We start from the raw sequence: 22,670 nt of genomic DNA on the forward strand, positions 1-22,670 counted from the left end.
ACCTCAATTTACTTAAAATTCGTCTTATTTAAGCTTATGCACCGCATGTACAAACATGTCCCCACGCTGTTCGAAAGTTTTATATTGATCCCAACTTGCACAAGCTGGGGAGAGTAAAATCACATCGCCCGGTGACGACCATTCATATGCGGCAAAAGCTGCTTGTTCCACATTATCGACACGTTTCACTTGTTGTATTCCTGCTTCGCGCGCAACACGTTCAATTTTCGGTGCTGTCTGTCCGAACGTAATGACCGCTTTTACATGGTTTAAATACGGCAATAGCTCATCAAATTCATTGCCGCGATCTAAGCCGCCCGCAAGTAAAATGACCGGCTCATGAAAAGCGCTTAACGCTTTTTGTGTCGCTAATATGTTTGTCGCTTTCGAATCGTTATAAAATTTTCGGCCGTTGATTTCAGCAACGAATTGCAATCGATGTGGTACACCTGTAAACGTCTTTAATACGCGGCAAATCGAATCGTTGTCTGCACCTGCTAGTTTTGTTGCCGCAACAGCTGCTAATATATTTTCGATGTTATGCGCCCCTCGTAACACCACATCTTGAATATCGATAATTCGCTCGTCGTGAAAATAAATGGCTCCTTCTTTTACTGTCGCCCCGTATGATAATGGCGTTTTAGCGGAAAACGGCACTTTTTGCGCACGGCTTTTCTCCGCCAATTGCATCACAATCGGATCGTCGGCATTGACGACGGCGTAGTCGGTTTCTGTTTGGTTTTTAAAAATGTTTCCTTTCGCTTCCGCATACGCTTCTTTCGTCCCATGGTAGTCTAAATGCGCATCAAAAATGTTTAACAACACCGCGATGTGCGGGCGAAAGCGAATCGTCCCAAGCAGTTGAAACGAAGATAATTCCATGACGATAACATCATCTTTTGTCGCTTGTTTTGCGACTTCGCACGCGACCGTTCCGATATTTCCGGCGATTAACGGACGCCGTTTCGCTTCTTGCAATATGTGAAAAATGAGCGTTGTCGTCGTCGTTTTTCCGTTTGAACCTGTAATGCCGATAATCGGTGCTTCTGACGTTTCATAAGCAATTTCCACTTCGGTAATGACCGGGATATGTTTGTCAAGCGCTTTTTGTACAAGCTCGTTCGTGTACGGAATGCCTGGATTTTTTACAACGAAATCAAACGGCTCATCAAGCAATTCAAGCGGATGCCCGCCGCATACGAGACGAATGCCAAGCGCTTCTAGCTCCCGTCTTTGTTGTTCACTCGGTTCATTTCGATCATTGACGACGACATCGGCGCCGAGCTCACGAAGCCGTTTCGCCGCTGCCCATCCGCTTTTCGCTAAACCTAATACAAACACTTTTTTTCCGTTATACATCATACCCACACCTCAATATAAATTCCTAAGATGGCAAATAGTAAGCCTACCGTCCAAAACGTCACAACAACGCGCCATTCAGACCAGCCGATTAATTCGTAATGATGATGAAGCGGGCTCATGCGAAATACGCGTTTGCCTGTCGTTTTAAACGAAATGACTTGAATGATAACAGATAACGTTTCGATAACAAATACGCCGCCGATAATAACTAATAATATTTCAAGCTTCGTTAAAATCGCAACGGTGACGATCGCCCCACCAAGCGCAAGTGAGCCGGTATCCCCCATAAACACTTTTGCAGGGTGCGCGTTAAATACGAGAAATCCAAGCACTGCACCGACGACAGCAACGCTAAAAATGGCGATATCGTACTGCCCTTGATTCCACGCCAATACAGCATATGCACCAAACGCGATGGCTGCTGTTCCCGCAAGCAAGCCGTCTAAGCCGTCTGTTAAATTGACGGCATTCGAGCCGCCAACGAGCATAAAAATAATGAGCAAAATATACGCAGCGCCTAAATCAATGGAAGCGTTCGTCCCTGGGATCGAAACGACCGTTGAAATGCTATAGTGTTGAAAGAAAAAGTAAAAGATGAGCGCAATGAGTAATTGCCCTGCTAGTTTTTGTTTGCTCGTTAAGCCAAGGTTGCGCTTCATAACGACTTTAATGAAATCGTCAACAAAGCCGAGCAATCCGTAGCTAATCGTCACAAACAACAATAAGTACGTTTGTGCTGTCCGTTCAAAAAATAGATCGCTCATGACAAATGTCGTGATCGAAAGCGATAGTAAAATCATTAATCCGCCCATCGTTGGCGTCCCTGATTTTTTTTGATGTGATTTTGGTCCTTCTTCACGAATGCTTTGCCCAAATTTTAATCGCCTTAAAAATGGAATGAAAATGGGCGATAATACAACCGTAATAATAAAAGCAAGCCCTGCCGTAAACAAAATGACTTTCTCGTTCATGATCGTTGCCCCTTCCTCATCTCCTATTTATCTTTTCTTCGTTGAATAGCTTCGCGTGCGACGACACGATCATCGAAATATAACACATCTTTGCCAATAATTTGATACGTTTCATGCCCTTTTCCTGCGATTAAAACGACATCGCCTTCTTCAGCTTGCTCAATCGCATATGTAATCGCCTCTTTTCGATCGACGATACATACGACGTCTTCTGTTACCCCTTGCTTCATATCATTTAAAATGGCCATCGGGTCTTCTGAGCGCGGATTATCGGATGTAAAAATCGGCACATCGCTATATTGGACAGCGATTTGTGCCATCAATGGCCGCTTCGTCCGATCGCGATCTCCACCGCAACCGACGACGACAAATACGCGCTTTTTCGCAAACTGCCGAATCGTTTGCAACACATTTTCTAAACTATCTGGTGTATGGGCGTAATCAACGATAACTGTAAACGGCTGACCGGCATCAACGACTTCAAAGCGGCCCGGAACGCCTTCCATATGAGCGATCGCTTCAACAATCGTCGCGAGCGGAATGTTTGAGACAAGACAAGCACCGACAGCGGCTAACGTGTTATACACGTTAAACATGCCGATCAGTTTCGTTTTTATTTGTACCGTTTCGGTCGGTGTGACGAGTTGAAACGTCGTGCCGCTCGTTGTCATTTCAATATTTTTCGCCATGATGTCGCTTTTTTGATGAATGCCGTACGTAACAACGTGAGCTGCTGTACTTTTTTTGTATTCTTCGGAAGCCGCATCGTCTGCATTCAATATCGCAAATTTTGGACGTTGATGGTCAAAACGGTTGCCGAGTTGTGCAAACAATAACCCTTTCGACCAACGATAATGGTCCATCGTTTGATGGTAATCTAAATGATCTTGCGTTAAATTCGTAAACACAGCGACATCAAAATCGCAACCATGCACCCTTCCCATATGTAGCGCATGTGAAGAGACTTCCATCGCAGCGACGTCCACATCGGCATCGACCATTTTACGAAACATTTTTTGCAAGACGAGCGATTCAGGTGTTGTATTGTTTACATCATACGTTTCATCGCCTATTTTCATGTTAATCGTGCCAATGAGACCGGTTTTTTTTCCGGCATGACGGCATATGCGTTCAATGAAATGCGTCGTCGACGTTTTTCCGTTCGTTCCCGTCACGCCGATTAAATGAAGCTGATGCGTCGGCTGACCGTAAAACGCATCCGCTAACACCGCTAATGCTCGGCGGCTATCGTTCACATAAATGACCGGCACAGGCAATGTGAGCGGTCGTTCCGCAATGATCGCTACCGCTCCGCGCGCTACGGCTTGTTCAGCAAAATCGTGCCCGTCTACAGTAAATCCTTTGATACATACAAACAACGAGCCTTGTTTCACTTCTCTTGAGTCCATTTCAATCGATGTAATCGTTGGATTTTCTGTTACACGTGGGGTAAAGTTATGTAAATGTTGAAGCAACGTTTGTAACTTCATGCCGATCGTTCCTTTCTTTTTTTTCTTATATAAACAGAAAAAGAAGCCATGAGGATACTTCCTCTAGGCTTTACCGTTTCGTTCCAAAATAAACCCGGATCGTCGCTCCTTCTTTCACTTTGACTCCAGGCTTCGGCGCCTGTTCAATGACCGTATCACCTTCGCCACTACCATCTAATTTTAAGTGAAAAAGCTGTTGTTGCAAATCTTTTTTTGTTAAACCGATTAAATTCGGTACTTCTACATAGCGCACATCGAGCCACGTCGTTTCTTTTTCAATTTGTTGTTTACGCGGTTTTACACCAAGCGCACGCAAACTATCTTCCATAATATTTCCAACAATCGGAGCAGCGACGACGCCCCCAAATTGCACCGTTCCTTTCGGATTATCGACAGCGACATATACAACAATTTGCGGATCGTCCGCCGGAGCAAATCCGATAAAGGAAACGATATGGTTATCTTTTAAATATTGACCGTCTTTCGCTTTTTGTGCCGTACCTGTTTTACCGCCAACGCGGTAACCATCAACAAACGCTCCCTTACCTGTTCCTTGCGCCACAACGCTTTCAAGCGCATAGCGAATTTGCTTGGACGTTTCCTCGGAAATAACTCTCCGTTTTGCTTTCGGCGTTTGTCGGCGTACGACTTCCCCTGTGACCGGATCGAGCCATTCTTTTGCGATGTACGGTTGATATAAAATGCCACCGTTTACCGCCGCTGCGACCGCTGCGACTTGTTGAATCGGTGTAACAGCTACCCCTTGACCGAAAGCAGTCGTCGCTTGTTCGACCGGTCCGACGCGATGGAGCGGAAATAAAATACCTTTTCCTTCTCCTTGCAAATCGATGCCTGTTTTTTCACCAAAACCGAACGCGCGAATATATTGAAATAGTTTTTCTTTGCCAAGCCGTTCACCGAGTTCAACGAATCCGGGGTTGCACGAGTTTTGCACAACTTCAAGAAACGTTTGGTCGCCATGACCGCCACGCTTCCAACAATGGAGCGTCGCCCCAGCTACTTTCACATATCCCGGATCGTAAAAATGTTCTTTCAATAAATCGACTTTTTTTTCTTCTAATGCCGCCGCAAGCGTAATAATTTTAAACGTCGATCCCGGTTCATACGTGCTCCAAATCGGTAAATTGCGGTTAAAAATTTCAGGAGGAACGTGTTGAAAATCGGCAGGGTCAAACGTCGGACGGCTTGCCATCCCTAAAATTTCTCCGTTGTTCGGGTTCATCGCAATCGCAATAATGCCATCTGGGCGATATGTCGCTTCGGCGATCGTTAGTTCCCGTTCTAAAATCGTTTGGACGCGCGTGTCAATCGTCAATTTTAAGTCAAGACCGTCCACAGGCGGTGTGTATGCATCTGCCATTCCCGGCATGCGCTTTCCTTTCGCATCGGAATAAAATTGAACCGACCCCGGTTTGCCGCTTAACTGTTTATCGTAATAAAGTTCTAAACCCATTAATCCTTGGTTGTCAATACCTGCAAATCCGAGCACGTGCGATAAATAGCTTCCAAACGGATAGTAACGTTTCGAGTCTTCCGCGATATATACCCCTTTCATCCCTAAATCGCGAATTTGTTTTGCTTGCTCATTTGAAATTTTTCGCCCTTCTGGATGAATGCGTTCAATAGACGTTTTTTTCGTCACATGTTTATATGCTTTTTCGACGGGCATATTTAATATGCGTGCCAGTTCATTCGCGACTTCGGATGGGTTTTCAATTTGTCTTGGAACGACGAGCACAGAAGGGGCGCTCACGTTTGTCGCTAAAGGCACCCCGTTGCGATCGACGATTTCTCCGCGCTCTGGCTCAAACGGAATATTTCGGCTCCATAAATCTTTCGCTCGCTCCGTTAACATATCTCCTAAAACGAATTGCACATAACCGAGACGTATATTAATAATCGCAAAAATGAGAAATCCGATCAACAAAACGGCCGTTAATCGTTTGCGAACGGTCACTGCGCGCATATAGTAGAACCTCCTTATATGTTTCAGCTCGTTCCACTATATGCTTGTACCGCTCTATATAGAACTAATCGACTGGACCGTCTACTTGTTGTTCGGTGTCTGCTTGTTGTTTTTCATCGATATGTGACGGTTTTGCAAGCTCGACAATAATATAGTCGTGTTGTTTTACAACCGCTCCCGGAGAGATATTTTGCCTGAACACATATCCACTTCCGATAAAGCTCGGTTTTAACTGCAACAAATCAGCTAGCTTCATAACATCGCGCAACGACCAGCCGGTCACATCTGGCATGATCGCTTGTCCGTCCGTTTGCAACAAAATGCGATCGGGTGCAACGACGTGTTCCCCTTCTTTCGGAAACTGCGCACGCACTTCTTTTCCTTTGCCGACGATCGTGACATTGAACCCTTGTTTTTTCAACGACTGTGCCGCCTGTTCAACCGATTGACCGACATACGAAGGAAGAGGGATGCTTTTGTCTTTTTTCTCCCGCTTTTTCTCAACAGTCGGTTGAATGTTTAAATATTGTAAACTATTTTTCATGACGGGATTAAAAATCATCGATACGGGCGCCGCCCCCGTTTCCGTATATGAAATGTTTGGTTGTTGCACAGCGACATACATAATTAAGCGCGGATTTTCGCGCGGTGCCATACCTAAAAACGAGAAAATATAGTTTTGGTGCCCTGTTAAATATCCGCCTTTCGGATTTGGAATTTGCGCCGTTCCTGTTTTCCCTGCGACGCGATAACCTTCAATTTGGTACGGACGCCCTGTTCCTTTTTCAGATGTAACGACCGTTTCTAAAATGTCTAACACTTTTTCTGCTGTTTCTTTTGAAATCGGTGTATCGACAACGGTCGGTTCATGTTTTACGACCGTTTTCCCGCTGTCTGGATCAACGATGCGATCGACAACGTACGGTTTCATCATTTTTCCGCCGTTTGCGATCGCCGTAGCCGCCTGAATTTGTTGAATTGGTGTAACGGATGTTCCTTGCCCGAAACCTGTCGTCACTTTTTCGATCGGATAACGATATAAAATGTTTCCCGCCTTTTCGCCCGGCAATTCAATACCTGTCGGCTCGTTAAAATGGAAGCGATGCAAATATTGTAAAAAGCGATCTTCCCCTAGTTTTTCGCGCACGATTTTTGCGAATGCCACGTTTGACGAACGTTGCACCCCTTCAAGAAACGTAATTTTCCCCCAACCGACTTTATTATGGTCGCGAATGCGATGGTTTCCAACTTGATAAGAGCCGGATTGATACGTCTCGTTTGCGTGAAACACCCCTTCATTCACGGCAGCGGCAAGCGTAAAAATTTTCATTGTCGATCCCGGTTCGTACGGATATGCAATCGCATCGTTCAAGTAGTTTTCAATATTTCGTTTGTTCGGATTAAAGCTCGGGCGAGTGCTCATCGCTAAAATCGCCCCTGTTTTCGCATCTGCCACGATGGCGATTATTTTTTTCGGAGCATATTGTTTTTCCACCGCATTCATCGCATCTTCTAAAAACGTTTGGATTTTTTTATCAATCGTCAAATATACGTCTTTTCCGTTTTGCGGTGGAACGATGGTTTCATCCGAATGAGGCAGCTTAAACCCTTGTTGGTCACCTTTATAATAGACCTCGCCATCTTTTTCTTTTAACTGTTCATTGAACTGTTTTTCAATGCCCATTTTTCCGACAACTTCTTCCTTTTCCTCATCTTTTTGGGCATAACCGACGACGTATGATGCGAACGTACCGTTCGGATAAAATCGTTTTGAATCGCGTACAAACGTAATGCCTGGAAGCTGTAACGCCTCAATTTTTTGCTTAAGCGTTTGGCTAATGCCGCGACCGTTCGGACCGAACTCGACTTGATGCGCCTTTTTTTTCAAAATACGCTCTACATCCGCTACATCCATCTTTAATAGCGGTGCGAGTTTACGAGCTGTTTCTTCCGGATCAGTCACGTGTTGCGGCATGTTCGGATCGAGAATGGCAGCGACCGTGTAAGAAGGAATGTCTTCTGCGATGACTTCACCGTGCCGATCAAAAATCGTCCCTCGCTTCGCTTCAAGCACTTGTTTTTTTAAATAACGCTTTTGCGCCTCAACAGCTAACGCTCTTCCATCCGCTTCCCCTGTTGCTTGTAAATAAACGAAACGCCCAAACAATGTAAAAAAGAGCAAGCTAAAAAAAATGAAACATATAGCTGCTCCTCTATGTGTATGTTTATGCTTTCTCATTTGGCATCAGTCCTGCACAACTTTTACGTTGTTTTCGTTTAATGTCAAACCAAGTTCTTTCGCTTTCGCTAAAATGCGCTCATACGTGCTTAACTCTTGCACTTGTGCGTATAAATCGCGGTTTTGTTTTTGTTGCTCTTGAATGTCCGCTTGCAACTGTTGCACTTCTTTATTGACATGATAAATCGTGAACTGGTTAGAGATAATCGTGACGCTACTATATAGCGCAAATGCGAGAAACGAAACAAACACCATTTTTTCCCCGAACGTCCAACGTATGCCCCGCTGTGCCTTTTTCTTCTTCTTCGGCTCGCGTTGGACGTGTTGTTCGCGTTGTTGTACTTTTTGTTGTATACGAACAGCAGCCATCCTTTTTTCTCCTCCTTTTTACAGTTTTTCAGCGATGCGTAACTTCGCAGATCGTGCGCGATGATTATGTTGCAATTCTTCTTCTGACGGAACGATCGGTTTTTTTGTAATGATTTTTAATTTCGGCTTGTATTCATCAGGAATGATCGGCAATCCCGGCGGCAAGTGCGGCGTTTCACTTGCTTGTTTAAACGCGAGCTTACAAATGCGGTCTTCAAGCGAATGGAACGTAATGACGCTAATTCGTCCGCCCGGTTTTAATAAGTCAATCGCTTGTTCAATCGCTTCTTCAAACGCGCGCAACTCATCGTTGACCGCAATGCGAATCGCTTGAAACACCCGTTTGGCCGGATGTCCTCCTGTTCGGCGCGCCGGTGCCGGAATGGCTTCTTTAATGACTTCTGCGAGCTCCGTTGTCGTTTCAATCGACTTTTGCTTGCGCGTTTGCTCAATTTTACGGGCGATCGCTTTTGAAAATTTTTCTTCGCCATATTGAAAGAAAATTTTTACAAGCTGTTCATACGGCCATGTGTTCACGACGTCATACGCCGTTAACGTTTGTTCGCGATCCATGCGCATATCGAGCGGCGCTTCATGTTGATAACTAAACCCCCGCTCAGGCATATCTAACTGCGGAGATGATACGCCAAGATCAAACAAAATGCCGTCTACTTCATGCACACCGTAAAGGGCTAGCTGTTGTTTCATATAGCGAAAGTTACTTTTAATAATCGTAAACTGACCGCTATATCGTTCCAGTTTCTGTTGTGCATGACGAATCGCCACATCGTCTTGATCGAAGGCGAACAATCTTCCTTCTGGCGATAATTGCGATAATAAATATTCGCTATGTCCAGCTCCACCGAGCGTACAATCTACATATGTACCATCTTTTTTAATATTTAATCCGTCAACCGTTTCTTTTAATAATACCGTTACGTGATGAAACAAAGATGTCACCTACCTCGATTTCACTTGCTTTATAAGAAAATGAGTACAATTGTATTGTACCATCATTTCACTAAATTCACTACTTACTTCCGAACTATTCTATTGTACATAAAAAAAATCCTGTGCGCGACAGGATTTTTTTATCGACGAAAATAGTTAAAGATATACAATTTTATGCATCCCGTTCCAACGATAATCGACATGAAGAAGGCGGGAAACAAAGTCTAATCCATAGCGATTCATATAGTAAGTGATGTTCCAGACGCGTTCTTGTGGCATATTGTTCGGGCGAAGCGACAGTTCAATGCGCTCATATTTGCGCACGTGCACATTATGTTTTTGCAACATGCGTCGTGTAATCAATTGTTGAAGATAATCGATTTGTGTCTCGATCCGTTCGGCATTTTTCAACATCACTCCCTCAAGGTGAGGATCAATTTGCATGCCGAGTTGACGCAGTTGTTTATGAATGTGCGCCATTTGTTTTTTCGCTTCATCAAACGTTTCATCGAATGGGGCAGGTTGATTTGTGCGCACCCATGTGTCTAGCGCCTCCTTCGTCCCTTTTGTTAACGCCTCTTCTACCGTCATGCGCACATCCGCTAAATCGGTAGCAATATGGCGCTCAACAAGCGTGAAAGAAAGGCGCGGTACAATGGGCGGCATATGCCAATGAAAATGCTCAAACACGCGTTTTAACTCTGCCCAATAAGCGATTTCGCCCGGACCAGCAATAAAAGCAAGCGTCGGAAATAGCCACTCTTGCATAAGCGGTCGTGTGACGACGTTGTTGCTAAATGATTGCGGTTCGCTTTCAATTCGTTGTCTTAATTCATCTGGCGTAAAACGATATGCCCCATCTTTCGTGTAAAAATGTTGCTTGTCATCGTCGTAATATAATAACCGACGTTGACCGTCATCGTAAAACAAATGAGCGCACAATGGCGAGACATCAATGGCTCGTGCATAGCCTAGTTGTGCAAGGTGTCGTTGTTGGGTTTGAAGGGCGTTTGTAATCGCTTTATGTTCATAAGCAAGCGTCATAAACCATTCGCGCTCGATCGCCCGAAGCTGCGGATGAGCGGCATCAACGACGACGATGCCTTCTTTCGCAAACAACGTTAAAATGATTGCCACAAAAAAGTCCGTCACCGTATCGGATCGCGTGATACATTCATGTATGTATGCGCGCAACTCGTTTGTCACGTCCGTCTCGCCATACGTTTTTAACACATCGTCAATCCAATGCTTCAACGCATCCGCATCGATATCAATATGAGCAGCCATTCGCTTTTCTTTCGCTAATGGCGGATATACATATTTTTTTACTTTTCCATGTTCAGCGATATGTACATAATTTATTTCTGAAATATCATGGTCTTCAGAAGCCACCCAAAATATTGGCACGACAGGAACGCCAAGCTGTTTCTCTTGTTGCTTTGCTAATACGATAATCGAAATGATTTTATATATCGTATATAACGGTCCGGTTAAAAGCCCTGCTTGTTGTCCGCCGATGACAACGACACTTTCTCGCTGACGTAGTTTTTCAATGTTTGCGATCGTTTCACGACTTGCTTGAAACTTTTGATGATACGTTAATAAATGATCCGCAAGCGCTTCACGAGCATACGTTCGTTTTTGCAATTCACGCAAACGTTGTTCAAACGAATAAGAGTGAAACGCTTCGCTGACTGGAAACTTCCCCTCGATATATTCCGTTGCTAAACGGTTTGTTGCTGGCAATGACAGCTCAATCACTTCCATTGTAAACTTCCTTTCCGATTCATGATGAAAATGCGATCATGACACGATGAATGATCCCATATATGAACAATCCAATATAAGCGGTTGTAAATAATAAAAATTGCATTTTCCAATACAATTTAAACGTTCGTGGCAGCGATACATCGCCTGTTTTTTTCCAATATAAAACGATCCCAATCATAAATGTAACAATAAAAAACACGAGTAGTTCAACGATATACGACCGTTGAAAAATCGCTTGCAATAAAATGTGAACGGCGAAAATAAAAAAAATGGTCGAGCCGTTCACCGCAAGATGAAACGCACGCTTTCCTTTCCGCTTAAACACGGTTTTTGCGAGCGTAAACATAAAAAAAAACGAAAAAAACGGCATCACAATCATGATCGCAACGAAAGAGGCGAGTATATCTTTCATCTCTCCTTCTCCCCCTCTAATTGTTTCCCTTTCACAAGCGCATATAAAAACGTGCTAATGGGCGCTGGGACGCATCGCTCGTTCGCTCGCTCGATCACATAACGTAAAATCGCGTCTAATTCCGTCTTTCGCCCCGACTCGATGTCACGCAACATTGACGAACGATTGGCGGCCGTTTGATGACAGATCGTTTCAATATGTTTCCAGATGCGTTCTCGTTGTTCGAGTTGGAAAACGGACGCCACTTCTTGAAACAACTGTTTCATCGCTTGTCGATACGGTTCATGTGTCACTAACATACCGTTTGGGACGCGCAATAAAGCGGTGAGCGGATTAATCGCTACGTTTACCATTAATTTTTCAAGCAACATCGCTTCCCAATCGTCGACATATTGAAACGGAAAGCGATTGTTTGTCAATGATAAAAACGAAAACGCTTCTTTTTCCCCTCGCCATACGCTCCATTTCGTTTGACCGACCCCGGTATGAGAAACGGTCGTATCATCAATTTTTAAGGCGCCATGTTCGACGACAGCGAGCGCAATATGATGATGCGGCACATGCGGCAAATACGACACATGTCCCATGCCGTTTTGTAAAAACATAATCGCATTGGCTTGAAGCATATGTATGTGCGTCTGCAATATGTTTGCCAAATCGTATTGTTTCACTGCAATAAACAACATCTCTTCTTCAATTTCACGAACGAACGGTTCGGCATGTACGCGATGCGTCGTCCGTTCGTTTCCGCATATGACCGTCAGCCCATGTGTGCATAGCTTTTTCGCTTGCTCATTTCGGCGTGTATAAATCGTGACGTCATGGTCGCCACAAAAATATGCCGCCGTCAACAATCCAATCGCTCCGCCTCCTACAATTCCGATGTGCACCGCACGTCCTCCTCTTTTCTTACTATGTTTTATTGTATAAAAAAAAGTAGCTGTCGTCTATCAGCTACTACACAGACAATTGGCGGGCGCGCTCTAAAATGTGCATGACGGCTTGATATTCTTGCTGCACCGCTTGCAGTTGTTTTTCAAGCGCTTCTTTTTCTTTTTGGAGCGTCCATACTTGCTCTCGCAATCGTTCGATTTCTTGTTGCCCTTCTCCGCGCTGTTGCAACGTTTGTAAAAAAGAAATAACATCTTGTAACGTCATATCGCGCTCAGGCGTTTGCGGCTCTTTTTTCTTTTTCCGCTGCTGTTTGGCAACCTCTAGCTCCTGTTCATATTTTTTGCGCACGTACGCGTTCCAACGAAATCCGCAAGCCGCTGCCGTTCGCGATAGTTTTTTCCCTACTTCTTCAAACGCTCGTAATTGTGTGCCACCTTCTCTCACAAAAGATAACACCGTTTCAGCAAGCAACATATCTTCTTCTTCTGTCCACGCATCTTGACGCATCATTTCTATCCCTCCTCGCTCCATTTACTATATGCGTATGCAGCTAATAGAGAAGATAGAAGATTATTTGTTTCGTTTTGCTAAAAATGATTGCACCGCTCGATCGTGCTCTTCGCTTTCCCATAAATACGCACATCGTTCAATTTCAGCGAAAAAGCGGTGGCGAAACTCCTCTGTTTTCCAACGTCCGATCGCCGCTTCTTTATAGGCGCGCAATACCGCAGTCGGTTTATTCGTATAATAACTTAATTGTTTTTCGCATCGTTCGCGCAACGAGTCAGGGAAAATGCGGTGAACGAAACCGATGCGCTCCGCCTCCTCAGCTGTGATCGTTTGCGCGTGTAACAATAAATCGAGCGCTTTGTCATACGCCATTTTTTCAAATAACATCGCCGCGCCGCCCCAACCTGTTGTAATGGCTAAATTCGCTTGGACAAATCCAAGGCGGGCACCAGCACGGGCGAAGCGAAAATCACACGCTGTCGCCAATTCACAACCTCCGCCGATCGCTGTACCGTTTATGAGCGCAACGGTTGGCTTCGATAACGTCAATAAACGATATAAAATGTTTCCCATTTTCCATAGCATCGCATGCGCTTCCTCTTTTGTCGTCAGCTGATGAAATACTTGTAAGTCGCCGCCAGCACAAAATGCCTCTTCCCCTTCGCCAGTAATGACGAGCACTTTCGCTTCATCATCTAATTCAACGAGCTGAAGTGCCTGTTCAAGTTCATCCATGACCGCATAATCAATGGCATTTCGTCTTGTCGGACGACAAATCGTAAACCAAACGATCCCATGTTGTTTTTCAATCATCATCTCTCTCCCCTTTATTGCATGTACGTCATGTTTATTCGCTTTTTTTATGCTGTTTTCCTTTTAAAAATAAGAAAAGCGCAAGGGAACGACCCTTACGCTTCTCTTATTTGTTTACAACGTCTTTTCCTTTGTATGTTCCACAAACTTTACATACGCGATGAGCAAGTTTCATTTCACCGCAGTTTGGGCATTCTACCATACCAGGTACGCGCAATTTGAAGTGCGTACGACGTAGTCTCTTTTTCATTTTCGATGTTCTTCTAAAAGGTACTGCCATCATTTCCACCTCCTTAAAGAGATTTAGGCGAATATGGAGGCCGGTGTAGTTCCGGATCTTCCCTTAAGATTCATTTTTGTTTTCGAAAAACTTTGCTAGCTTCGCAAGGCGCGGATCAATTTTATTTTCATACTCTTCTTCTGAAAGGACCGTCCAATCTTTTCCTGATTGCGGAACGGCATCGGGATGATCCGGCTGCTCGCTAAACACTTGCATTGGAATTTCAAGAAGAATAAGTTCTTTGACGATCGGCATTAAGTCGATCGCTTCTCCTTGAACAATGTGCGACTCTTCATCTGTTGCGTCATAATCGTTTAGAAAAAACGTTTCTGTGCTTTCGATCGCGAATGGATACGATACGTCCACAAGCGTACGAGAACAAGGAAGCTTCATCGTTCCCTCAATCGTTAAGTGGAACGTAAATTTTTTCGCGCTTATATCTGCCCGTCCAGAAATATGAACAGGAGAAATGTCGCGAATGGAAGCGTCCACTTCTTTTAGCTCGGACACATCGGCCATTTCGTCAATCGTCAGCCCTTTATGCTGCAACTGATGAAGTTGATGAATAGACCATCTCAATGATAATCACCTCAAGACAACAAAGAAAATTATACGTTTGAACACCCGTTTTGTCAATATTTTTTCTTTACACTACTTCCATTATAATCGACTTATACTCACTGTATCACGTTTTAAACAAAAAAGAAAGGTGGACGACAAATGAAAGCGGTCGGCATCGTGGTCGAATACAATCCGTTTCATAACGGGCATTTATATCATGTGCAACAAACGCGAAAAAAAACGAACGCGGATTGCATCATCGCCGTCATGAGCAGCTCATTTACGCAAAGAGGGGAACCGGCCATCGTGCCAAAATGGGAACGAGCTCGCATGGCGCTTGCCGGCGGTGTCGATCTCGTCGTCGAACTTCCTTATCCGTTTGCGGTACAAACGGCCGAATGGTTCGCCCATGGCGCCATTTCGATTCTTGATGCTCTTTTTTGTGAACAATTATGTTTCGGAAGCGAACACGGAAACATCGATGCGTTTATCGAAATCTCTCAATTGCTGATAAACGAAAAAGAGCAACATGACGAAAAAGTGAAACATTATATGAAACAAGGGATGAGCTATGCGAAAGCATACGCGTTAGCGCTGAATGATATCGGTCACGATATACTTGATATGTCGCAACCAAACAACATTTTAGGACTGCATTACGTCAAAGCGATCATTGAGCAACAAAGCAAAATGATACCGGAGACGATTCAACGAACGGTTGCCCATTATCACGATCAGACGCTCCCTGCGAATGAAAGCATCGCGAGCGCCACGAGCATTCGCCGTTTTTTACAGTCCGGTCATGACGATGTCGTCGTACGCTACGTTCCTAAAACGACATACGAAACGTTACAAACGTATCGACATACATATACGACATGGCACGATTGGGAAACATATTTTCCGCTTTTAAAATATCGTTTATTGACGATGGAACGAGAGGATATTCGTCACATCGCCGAAGTCGAAGAAGGAATTGAACATCGGTTGCAACAGGCCATTGCACATGCCACATCGTTTCACGGTTTTCTTTCGGCGATCAAAACGAAACGATATACGTGGACGCGATTGCAACGCATATGTACGCACATATTGACGAACGTCACGAAAAAAGAAATGGCGAAAGCGCATAAAAATAAAAAAGCGACATACATTCGCCTGCTAGCGATGAATGAAATCGGGAGAGCGTATGTGCGAAAAGTGAAAAAACAAACAACATTGCCGATCGTGACAAACGTGAAACATATGTATGACGATCCTGTATATCATATCGAAAAAAAAGCGGCGCAAGCATATATGTGTATATTGCCTGAGCCGCTTCGAACGGAAGCGTTGCAACGTGAATACGCCACACCTCCGTTACGATAACTTTCGCAAAAATTGAACGGCATCATCGAACGTATCGACAGGGACAATTTTCATCTTTGTTCCGATGTCTTTTGCCGTTTTCACCGCTTCTTTATAGTTTGAACGTTTCGCTCCGCGTTCGTTCGGAGCGAAAAAAATGTCCGCACCTGCTTTATGGGCTGCAATCACCTTTTGAGAAATGCCGCCGATCGGTCCGACTTCTCCGTCGATGTTAATCGTTCCGGTCCCAGCAATGCGATATCCTTTTGTCAAATCTTCTGGAATGAGTTGGTTGTACACTTCGAGTGCAAACATAAGCCCAGCTGACGGTCCACCAATTTGATCCGATTCAATGCGAACAGGTGGATCTGTGACAATATCGCGATCAGTCATGACGGAAAGACCGAGACCGACGCGATTTTTTTCTTTCGGAAACGGCGCCAGCGCAAATGTCGCCGTTTTTTCTTTTCCCGCTCGCTTATATGTGACACGAACGCGATCTCCTTTTTTCTTTCCACTTACGTATTGAATAAACGCATCTGCTTCTTCAATTCTTTGTCCGTCAATGGCAACTAATTGATCGCCGCTTTTCAAGACGTTTGCCGCAGGCATGCCGTCAACGACGTAAAGCACATACACCCCTTTATTTCGATACGAAAACGGCCGATTTGCTTTTTTATACGCGACAGCAATCGCCGTTTCTTTTGAATTTTCCATCATTTTCAATTGACGGTGCGTATATTCTTCATCGTTTTCTCCTTCTTGACGCACTTCATCCATCCGATATAGTTCGTTATATTTACTCATGTGCGCAAGCGCAAATGAAAAAAGATTCGCCTGCCCCATTCGAACGGTCGTTAACATAAATTTTCCTTTTTCTTTATAGCCGCCTTCGACTTCAACGAGCGGACGCAACGGTTCAGCCGTTCCGGGCATCGTGACGTAATACGGCAAGTGGAAAAACGTAGCAAAAACGAATAGTAGTGCGATCATGATTGTCGTTGCAATATAACGTTTTTTCTTCATTGTTCAAACCCCTTCTCTGCAAGCAGTTGGCGAATGGCTGGAAGCTGTTGCTGCGCCGCTTCTTCACCGATTTGAATCATTTCTTTCGCATGGGTAAATGCATACGAACTATAACGTTCTAGCTGCGGACGAATGACGACATCCGCTTGGGCGATGCGATGAGAAGCAAGCTCAGCTTGAATAATATCTAAACTTTGTAAAATGACATCGAAAATAGATGAAATCGTATCGTTCTTTTTGACGGAAGCGACATCGACAGCGATGACAACGTCCGCGCCCATCTCCCGAACGACAGCAGCTGGCACGCGATCGATCACCCCGCCATCGACAAGCAACCGTCCATTCCGTCGCTCTGGTACAAAAATGCCGGGAATCGAAATGCTCGCCCGCACCGCATCGGCTATTTTTCCTTCGCGGAACACAACTTTTTCTCCTTTTTGTAAATCGGTTGCGACAATCGCTAACGGAATGCGAGTATGTTCGATTCGCATTTGTTTTGTCATGACAGCGATGAACTGCTTAATATGTGCCCCCGAAATTAACCCCATTTTCGGCACTGTCCAATCAATATAATCGTTGCGTCGAAACGCTGTCGCTAGCCGATATAATCGTTCCGTTGACATCCCCGATGCATATAACGCTCCAACGAGGGCGCCCATGCTGCTTCCTGCGATCATATGAATCGGGATATTTTCTTCTTCTAACACTTTAATGACACCCGCATGCGCAAAGCCGCGCGCCCCGCCGGAGCCTAAGGCTAACCCGATTTTCATTCATGTTCCCCCTTCCCTGTTCAATACTATGGTCTAAAATGTCCACATATACTCGTATATTAAAACGAGCACGATCGGCGAATGAGGAGGCCAACGAACGATGAAAGAAAAATGGAAAACGTTGATGCTATCATCTATAATTGTTTGTTTATGTATCGCATTGCTCCGCTATCCACAACAGTCGTTTGAAGCAGCAGTGCGCGGATTGCATATGTGGTGGGATGTCGTCTTTCCTTCCCTTCTCCCTTTTTTTATTGTATCAGAAATTTTAATTGGATTTGGTGTCGTTCATTTTCTCGGTGTATTGCTTGAGCCATTCATGCGTCCGCTTTTTAAAGTGCCAGGCATCGGCGGGTTCGTTTGGGCGATGGGGATGGCTTCCGGCTACCCTGCTGGCGCGAAGCTGACCGCGCGCTTAAGACAGCAACAACAACTTTCCGCCATTGAAGCAGAACGGCTCGTTTCGTTTACAAACTCGTCTAATCCACTTTTTATTTTTGGCGCGATTTCAGTCGGTTTTTTTCATAATCCGAACATCGGTATCGTTCTTGCCTTATCTCATTATCTTGGCAACATTTGTGTCGGATTCATCATGCGCTTTCACGGAAAAGAGGAAGAATATGTTGTTCAAAAACAAAAAAAAGGCATTCTCCGTCAAGCGTTTCGCGCGATGCATAAAACGCGCTTAAAAAATAACCAAGCGATCGGAAAGCTTCTCGGAGATGCCGTCCGCTCCTCCATTCAAACGCTTTTTATGATCGGCGGGTTTATTATTTTATTTTCTGTTCTCAATCGATTGCTTTATGTGACAAATATAACCGACATGCTTGCACATGTTGTACAATACGTGCTAGCCATTTTTCATTTGCCGCGCGAATTAAGTGTTCCGCTCATCGCAGGGGTGTTTGAAATTACGCTCGGCAGCCAAATGGCGAGCGAAGCAACAAATGCGACATTGTTGCAAAAAGTGATCGTCACAAGCTTTATTCTCGCTTTTGGCGGTTTTTCGGTACAAGCACAAGTGGCGAGCATTTTAGCGGAAGCAAATATTCGCTTTCAACCGTTTTTCATCGCTCGCATATTTCACGGACTATTTGCCGCTTGTTTTGCTTCAATTCTTTGGAAACCGCTATACGTTCAGCCGCTTGAATCGGTAGAAACGTTACCGGTATGGCTTCCGAAAGCGACGATCGATTGGCCTGTATTATACATACATTGGATCGAACAATACGGCTTTATGATCACTGCAACAGCCTGTTTGTTATATGTCGCCATCGCTTTTCGACGTGAAAAACCACCTGCTTAAAGGTGGTTTTTGGCATCAGAAAACTTTTTCCGAAGCGCTTCTTCCACAACTTTTGGCACGAGTTCGGAAATGTTGCCGTTATATTTCGCCACTTCTTTTACGATGCTTGAACTTAAAAAAGAGTATTGGTTGTTCGTCATCATAAAAAACGTTTCAATTTGTTCGTTTAATATGCGGTTCATCGATGTAATTTGCATTTCGTATTCAAAATCGGAGACGGCGCGCAATCCGCGCAAAATCGCGCTCGCCTGTTTACTTTTCGCATAGTCGACAAGCAGTCCTTGATAAGAGTCGACAACGACGTTATGTAAATCTTTCGTCACTTCTTCTAGCAATTGCACTCGCTCTTCTGTTGAAAATAATGGCTTTTTCGATGAATTGTTTAATACGACAACATATACTTTGTCAAACACTTTTGCCCCGCGGCGAATAATATCTAAATGCCCGTACGTAACAGGGTCAAAACTCCCAGGGCATACTGCGATGCTTGCCATATTTATTCCCCTTCCTCATCGACATAGGCGTAAATCGATACAGCGGTGATGCCATACGTTTCATGTTTTACTTGCGTTAAGCGGCCAATTTGTTTGGCGAGTTGTCCTTCCGCTCCGTGCTCAGCGACAACAAAGCCGTCTTTTTGTAACAGTTGATGACTATCGATGATCCCAATAAGCGCTTCAAGCTGCTTATTTTTATAAGGGGGATCAAGAAAAATGAGGCGAAACGTCAAGCCGCGTTTGATGATTGCTTTTAATGCTCGTTCCGCATCGTTGCGGTAAATTTCCGCCTGATCTGTTAGGCGACAAGCGGTGACGTTCTTTTTTATCGTTTGAACGGCTTTCGCGTCATGGTCAACGAAAATGACGCGATCTAAACCGCGGCTGAGCGCTTCAATACCGAGTCCACCGCTTCCACCAAATAAATCGAGCCCAAGCCCTCCTGAAAAATACGGACCAATCATATTAAAGATCGCTTCTTTTACTTTATCTGTCGTCGGACGCGTCGTCATCCCCGGAACAGCTTGAAGCGGTTTGCCTTTGCATTTCCCTGATATAACCCGCATCATCTTTCACCTCGCTTTTATAGTCAGAACATGACGAAACAAAGAAAGAAGTGAGAAAAAAATGATAATCATGTATACAATGCAAAACAATGGTTATACTCATAGTAACAACATCGTTGATGATGTTGTTGCCAACCACGGAGAAGACTTACGTTCCCCATAAGTTCTTCCTCCGGTTTCTCCTCTCCCTTTTTTCCTTCTCTTTTTCGGCTTGTCCGAAAAAGAATGGAAGGGTCCCTGCGGCATATGCCACAGGGTATTTTTTATATTATTGCCCAACGACGTGTATTTCTTCGCTCGTTTCACTAATGTAGACGGAAAACCATTTTGGAAATTCGGTTCGCTCCATGTATAACGTTCCATCCCACTGTTGAACGACCGTCTTCGTGCCGTTGATAAAAAAGCGCCAACGTGCCCCATCTTTTTCAATAAATACAGCTTCTCCTGAACGTTGAACCGTATAGCCAAGCGTGCGCATAATCGGAACGAATGGAAACAGTTGCTGACCATCTTTTAATAATACATGAGCTGTCGGCAATTTCACGTCATTGACGACGAGCATTTTTCGTTCCGTAAATGTCATGTACGATTGTTCGCATTGAAAAAATGTCGTATTTCCCCCATATGCCTTGCCTAACCATTCATCTAGCTTTTTCATCGTCAACGATTGACCGTCATTTGTTTGAACGAGCGTCCAAAACGTTTGTTGTTCTTCTTTCGTTAACGTTTGTTTCAATTGTTGCAACGCACGTTTTGCTTTTGTTGTGACCGGTTCGGTTTTCGTCATATACGAAACGAAGAAATCCCATATCCAATCGGGGACAACGCTATTTGGAAAGCGTTGTTCTAACTGCACGCGAACGTAAGCGCGCTGCACGTCAGAAAACGAAGACGTATCCGGTATAATGACGAACGTCGGCGTCATGTACTGAAGGCGAAATGGGGTGACGACAAGCGTCTGCACGCCGTTTTGCCTCCAAAATAATCGCTCAGCATCGTTTAATGGCTTTGTTGTGTAGATGCTAAAATCTTCATCAAACGATGTGCGCAACGGCTTCGTTTGAAAATAGAGGGGAACGGTTTGTCCCCCTTTTTTCTCCCACATAAAAAACGAAAAAGACGGTTTATATACGTAGCCAACGAGCTTTCCGTCCGCCGCCCATATCCCTTTCGGATGAACGACATCGGTGAGCGATACATTCATTTGTTGCGGTTGTGTCGTATGAAAACGAATGAGCCATTCTTTTATGAAAAGCGGCTCTTTTTGCGCAACCGTCACGCGATAAGTGAGGGAAATCGTATGTGTATTTGGCACATGGACAATCGTCTTTCCGTTTTTTTGTTTCACGCATTGTTTTTGTTTTACACACGAAACATCTTTCACTTCTTTTGGGACCGTTACTTCGTATGTGTTCGTGACAGCCCCACGTATATGATGAACGACTTCAATCGTGTTTCCGGTAAATTTTGCTTCAATGTCATGCTGGAGCACCGATTGCTTTGTCGCTTCCGTATGATATTCATCCCATTGGTAATATAAAGCTCCTGCGCTAACTCCAAGGAAAAGGAGCGTTGAAATGAAAGCTATTCTCCACATACAATGGCTCCTTCATTAGCAGTTTATATTATAACAATAGCAAAATTTCATTCCGTTGTCATACACCGTTTTCACTAATTGTCGAAAAAAGTTGAACGTGATAAAGTAATGATGGAATACATATAAAGTGAGGGAATGAACAGATGATTCAACGTTTTATTGAACTAGGAGAAGGATACTCTGATATTTATGAGCTCATCGAAATCGCAAAATCAAACCGGCACCGCTTATCTGGTTTGTTTGCCTTTCATACGATGAAAGACGGGAAAGCGCTCACATCGTTCGTCGTTGTACTTCATCCGACGGATCCGGGCGATTTTCAACCGTTATACATTTGCCGCGAAGGCATTCCACATCCGTCTGTGAAAGTGACAAAACGATATGAGTTGTTCCTCGATTTAGCGAAAGAATTGAATCAAGAAATTATTCATTTAGATGTCAAACCGTCAACTTTTTTTGCTGACTTACAATTGTACTATCAACATTTAATCGGCATTATGCGCATGAATCGGTTCATTCCGCCTCTACAATAAAGAAAAGCGAAAGGATGTCACGCGTGGACATCCTTTTATATTCCGTACTCATATTCTTTTTCTTTATCTGCTTTCGATTCGAATTCGACTTTAACATACGGGCGGTAAGACGGCTCCACTCGTTTCACAAACGGTAAAGAAGCGAGCTTTTTCATCACGCCTTCCGCTTCGTCCATATTGCAATATAAAACAGCATATTTTAATCGTTTCGATACGTAATGAACGTTTCCGTATTTTCGTAATTGTTTGCTATGTTTTAACGAATAAAGCCAAACGATAATGCCTTGACGCATTGGAAACATGCGCCCATCCCCCCTTTTTCATTGGTATTGTCAAAAGTTTTAAAGACATACCCTAAGTTTTTATTGATTTTATGCGGTTTTCGACAAAAAAAGCTTGCCACCCCTGCTGTTTTT

The 22,670-nt window shown here is 44.2% G+C and carries 23 protein-coding genes; 3 read left to right on the plus strand and 20 right to left on the minus strand.

Annotated features, from left to right (window positions below):
* Window positions 1–24: 24 nt before the first annotated feature.
* From murD to EKC99_RS09655, 14 genes are all read right to left on the minus strand, one after another.
* The gene (gene murD, locus EKC99_RS09590; RefSeq protein ID WP_021094873.1) at window positions 25–1,362 is read right to left on the minus strand and encodes a UDP-N-acetylmuramoyl-L-alanine--D-glutamate ligase; all 1,338 of its coding nucleotides are present in this window, start codon (window positions 1,360–1,362) and stop codon (window positions 25–27) included.
* Window positions 1,359–2,333 (minus strand): phospho-N-acetylmuramoyl-pentapeptide-transferase, encoded by a 975-nt coding sequence (gene mraY, locus EKC99_RS09595; protein ID WP_021094872.1) that lies wholly within the window; start codon window positions 2,331–2,333, stop codon window positions 1,359–1,361. The genes murD and mraY overlap by 4 nt, the downstream gene beginning before the upstream one ends.
* A gap of 23 nt (window positions 2,334–2,356) precedes the next feature.
* On the minus strand, window positions 2,357–3,823 hold the full coding sequence (locus tag EKC99_RS09600; protein ID WP_021094871.1) for a UDP-N-acetylmuramoyl-L-alanyl-D-glutamate--2,6-diaminopimelate ligase: 1,467 nt from the start codon (window positions 3,821–3,823) through the stop codon (window positions 2,357–2,359).
* Between the two features lie 70 nt (window positions 3,824–3,893).
* Window positions 3,894–5,810: a stage V sporulation protein D gene (locus EKC99_RS09605; protein WP_021094870.1), complete on the minus strand. Its 1,917-nt coding sequence runs from the start codon at window positions 5,808–5,810 to the stop codon at window positions 3,894–3,896.
* A 64-nt stretch (window positions 5,811–5,874) separates the two neighbouring features.
* Window positions 5,875–8,049 (minus strand): penicillin-binding protein, encoded by a 2,175-nt coding sequence (locus EKC99_RS09610; protein ID WP_042533796.1) that lies wholly within the window; start codon window positions 8,047–8,049, stop codon window positions 5,875–5,877.
* A 6-nt stretch (window positions 8,050–8,055) separates the two neighbouring features.
* The gene (ftsL, locus tag EKC99_RS09615; RefSeq protein WP_021094868.1) at window positions 8,056–8,418 is read right to left on the minus strand and encodes a cell division protein FtsL; all 363 of its coding nucleotides are present in this window, start codon (window positions 8,416–8,418) and stop codon (window positions 8,056–8,058) included.
* A gap of 18 nt (window positions 8,419–8,436) precedes the next feature.
* Window positions 8,437–9,369 (minus strand): 16S rRNA (cytosine(1402)-N(4))-methyltransferase RsmH, encoded by a 933-nt coding sequence (gene rsmH, locus EKC99_RS09620; RefSeq protein WP_021094867.1) that lies wholly within the window; start codon window positions 9,367–9,369, stop codon window positions 8,437–8,439.
* A 156-nt stretch (window positions 9,370–9,525) separates the two neighbouring features.
* Window positions 9,526–11,136 carry a bacillithiol biosynthesis cysteine-adding enzyme BshC gene (gene bshC / locus EKC99_RS09625; RefSeq protein ID WP_021094866.1) on the minus strand — a complete coding sequence of 537 codons (1,611 nt, stop codon included), beginning with the start codon at window positions 11,134–11,136 and terminating at the stop codon, window positions 9,526–9,528.
* Between the two features lie 19 nt (window positions 11,137–11,155).
* Window positions 11,156–11,551, minus strand: a complete 396-nt coding sequence (locus EKC99_RS09630; RefSeq protein WP_009373513.1) for a DUF3397 domain-containing protein — start codon at window positions 11,549–11,551, stop codon at window positions 11,156–11,158.
* The gene (locus EKC99_RS09635; RefSeq protein WP_163151649.1) at window positions 11,548–12,441 is read right to left on the minus strand and encodes a 2-dehydropantoate 2-reductase; all 894 of its coding nucleotides are present in this window, start codon (window positions 12,439–12,441) and stop codon (window positions 11,548–11,550) included. The genes EKC99_RS09630 and EKC99_RS09635 overlap by 4 nt, the downstream gene beginning before the upstream one ends.
* A gap of 67 nt (window positions 12,442–12,508) precedes the next feature.
* On the minus strand, window positions 12,509–12,955 hold the full coding sequence (locus tag EKC99_RS09640; protein ID WP_163151651.1) for an RsfA family transcriptional regulator: 447 nt from the start codon (window positions 12,953–12,955) through the stop codon (window positions 12,509–12,511).
* A 60-nt stretch (window positions 12,956–13,015) separates the two neighbouring features.
* The gene (locus tag EKC99_RS09645) at window positions 13,016–13,768 is read right to left on the minus strand and encodes an enoyl-CoA hydratase/isomerase family protein (protein ID WP_163151663.1); all 753 of its coding nucleotides are present in this window, start codon (window positions 13,766–13,768) and stop codon (window positions 13,016–13,018) included.
* Between the two features lie 106 nt (window positions 13,769–13,874).
* A complete protein-coding gene (gene rpmF, locus EKC99_RS09650) occupies window positions 13,875–14,048 on the minus strand; it encodes a 50S ribosomal protein L32 (protein ID WP_003395111.1) in 174 nt (57 codons plus the stop codon).
* Window positions 14,049–14,111: 63 nt separating this feature from the next.
* Complete coding sequence (locus EKC99_RS09655) at window positions 14,112–14,627, minus strand: YceD family protein (RefSeq protein WP_009373506.1); 516 nt, start codon at window positions 14,625–14,627, stop codon at window positions 14,112–14,114.
* A 141-nt stretch (window positions 14,628–14,768) separates the two neighbouring features.
* Here EKC99_RS09655 and EKC99_RS09660 point away from each other — a divergent pair, with 141 nt between their 5' ends.
* Window positions 14,769–15,977: a nucleotidyltransferase gene (locus EKC99_RS09660; protein WP_163151653.1), complete on the plus strand. Its 1,209-nt coding sequence runs from the start codon at window positions 14,769–14,771 to the stop codon at window positions 15,975–15,977.
* Here EKC99_RS09660 and EKC99_RS09665 read toward each other — a convergent pair.
* Both EKC99_RS09665 and EKC99_RS09670 read right to left on the minus strand, forming a co-directional pair.
* Window positions 15,969–16,982, minus strand: a complete 1,014-nt coding sequence (locus EKC99_RS09665) for a SepM family pheromone-processing serine protease (protein ID WP_163151655.1) — start codon at window positions 16,980–16,982, stop codon at window positions 15,969–15,971. The two genes, EKC99_RS09660 and EKC99_RS09665, sit on opposite strands and share 9 nt — an antisense overlap.
* Window positions 16,979–17,755 (minus strand): patatin-like phospholipase family protein, encoded by a 777-nt coding sequence (locus tag EKC99_RS09670; protein WP_163151657.1) that lies wholly within the window; start codon window positions 17,753–17,755, stop codon window positions 16,979–16,981. The genes EKC99_RS09665 and EKC99_RS09670 overlap by 4 nt, the downstream gene beginning before the upstream one ends.
* Before the next feature lie 100 nt (window positions 17,756–17,855).
* Between EKC99_RS09670 and ylbJ the strand changes: the two genes are divergently transcribed.
* Window positions 17,856–19,061, plus strand: coding sequence for a sporulation integral membrane protein YlbJ (ylbJ, locus tag EKC99_RS09675; RefSeq protein ID WP_163151659.1), 1,206 nt, complete (start codon window positions 17,856–17,858; stop codon window positions 19,059–19,061).
* Here the strand turns inward: ylbJ and coaD are convergent.
* The 3 genes from coaD to EKC99_RS09690 all read right to left on the minus strand — a co-directional run bounded on the left by coaD (window position 19,058) and on the right by EKC99_RS09690 (window position 21,721).
* Window positions 19,058–19,555, minus strand: a complete 498-nt coding sequence (coaD, locus tag EKC99_RS09680) for a pantetheine-phosphate adenylyltransferase (protein WP_009373500.1) — start codon at window positions 19,553–19,555, stop codon at window positions 19,058–19,060. The two genes, ylbJ and coaD, sit on opposite strands and share 4 nt — an antisense overlap.
* 2 nt (window positions 19,556–19,557) lie before the next feature.
* On the minus strand, window positions 19,558–20,124 hold the full coding sequence (rsmD, locus tag EKC99_RS09685) for a 16S rRNA (guanine(966)-N(2))-methyltransferase RsmD (RefSeq protein WP_039938185.1): 567 nt from the start codon (window positions 20,122–20,124) through the stop codon (window positions 19,558–19,560).
* 268 nt (window positions 20,125–20,392) lie between these two features.
* Entirely contained in the window at window positions 20,393–21,721 is a 1,329-nt protein-coding gene (locus EKC99_RS09690) for a hypothetical protein (RefSeq protein ID WP_163151661.1), read from the minus strand.
* 143 nt (window positions 21,722–21,864) lie between these two features.
* On the opposite strand from EKC99_RS09690, the gene EKC99_RS09695 reads away from it, so the two are divergent.
* Window positions 21,865–22,254, plus strand: a complete 390-nt coding sequence (locus tag EKC99_RS09695; protein WP_009373497.1) for a DUF7147 family protein — start codon at window positions 21,865–21,867, stop codon at window positions 22,252–22,254.
* Window positions 22,255–22,289: 35 nt separating this feature from the next.
* On the opposite strand, the gene EKC99_RS09700 is transcribed toward EKC99_RS09695, so the two are convergent.
* Entirely contained in the window at window positions 22,290–22,556 is a 267-nt protein-coding gene (locus EKC99_RS09700; RefSeq protein WP_009373496.1) for a YlbG family protein, read from the minus strand.
* Between the last annotated feature and the right edge of the window lie 114 nt (window positions 22,557–22,670).

This window comes from Anoxybacillus sp. MB8 (assembly GCF_011006755.1).
Taxonomy (GTDB): Bacteria; Bacillota; Bacilli; order Bacillales; family Anoxybacillaceae; genus Anoxybacillus; species Anoxybacillus gonensis.

Coding starts and splice junctions, on each gene's coding strand:
- murD (WP_021094873.1), bottom strand. CDS start 1,362: ATGATGTATAACGGAAAAAAAGTGTTTGTATTAGGTTTAGCGAAAAGC.
- mraY (WP_021094872.1), bottom strand. CDS start 2,333: ATGAACGAGAAAGTCATTTTGTTTACGGCAGGGCTTGCTTTTATTATT.
- EKC99_RS09600 (WP_021094871.1), bottom strand. CDS start 3,823: ATGAAGTTACAAACGTTGCTTCAACATTTACATAACTTTACCCCACGT.
- EKC99_RS09605 (WP_021094870.1), bottom strand. CDS start 5,810: ATGCGCGCAGTGACCGTTCGCAAACGATTAACGGCCGTTTTGTTGATC.
- EKC99_RS09610 (WP_042533796.1), bottom strand. CDS start 8,049: ATGAGAAAGCATAAACATACACATAGAGGAGCAGCTATATGTTTCATT.
- ftsL (WP_021094868.1), bottom strand. CDS start 8,418: ATGGCTGCTGTTCGTATACAACAAAAAGTACAACAACGCGAACAACAC.
- bshC (WP_021094866.1), bottom strand. CDS start 11,136: ATGGAAGTGATTGAGCTGTCATTGCCAGCAACAAACCGTTTAGCAACG.
- EKC99_RS09630 (WP_009373513.1), bottom strand. CDS start 11,551: ATGAAAGATATACTCGCCTCTTTCGTTGCGATCATGATTGTGATGCCG.
- EKC99_RS09640 (WP_163151651.1), bottom strand. CDS start 12,955: ATGATGCGTCAAGATGCGTGGACAGAAGAAGAAGATATGTTGCTTGCT.
- EKC99_RS09645 (WP_163151663.1), bottom strand. CDS start 13,768: ATGATTGAAAAACAACATGGGATCGTTTGGTTTACGATTTGTCGTCCG.
- rpmF (WP_003395111.1), bottom strand. CDS start 14,048: ATGGCAGTACCTTTTAGAAGAACATCGAAAATGAAAAAGAGACTACGT.
- EKC99_RS09660 (WP_163151653.1), top strand. CDS start 14,769: ATGAAAGCGGTCGGCATCGTGGTCGAATACAATCCGTTTCATAACGGG.
- EKC99_RS09665 (WP_163151655.1), bottom strand. CDS start 16,982: ATGAAGAAAAAACGTTATATTGCAACGACAATCATGATCGCACTACTA.
- EKC99_RS09670 (WP_163151657.1), bottom strand. CDS start 17,755: ATGAAAATCGGGTTAGCCTTAGGCTCCGGCGGGGCGCGCGGCTTTGCG.
- ylbJ (WP_163151659.1), top strand. CDS start 17,856: ATGAAAGAAAAATGGAAAACGTTGATGCTATCATCTATAATTGTTTGT.
- coaD (WP_009373500.1), bottom strand. CDS start 19,555: ATGGCAAGCATCGCAGTATGCCCTGGGAGTTTTGACCCTGTTACGTAC.
- rsmD (WP_039938185.1), bottom strand. CDS start 20,124: ATGCGGGTTATATCAGGGAAATGCAAAGGCAAACCGCTTCAAGCTGTT.
- EKC99_RS09690 (WP_163151661.1), bottom strand. CDS start 21,721: ATGTGGAGAATAGCTTTCATTTCAACGCTCCTTTTCCTTGGAGTTAGC.
- EKC99_RS09695 (WP_009373497.1), top strand. CDS start 21,865: ATGATTCAACGTTTTATTGAACTAGGAGAAGGATACTCTGATATTTAT.
- EKC99_RS09700 (WP_009373496.1), bottom strand. CDS start 22,556: ATGTTTCCAATGCGTCAAGGCATTATCGTTTGGCTTTATTCGTTAAAA.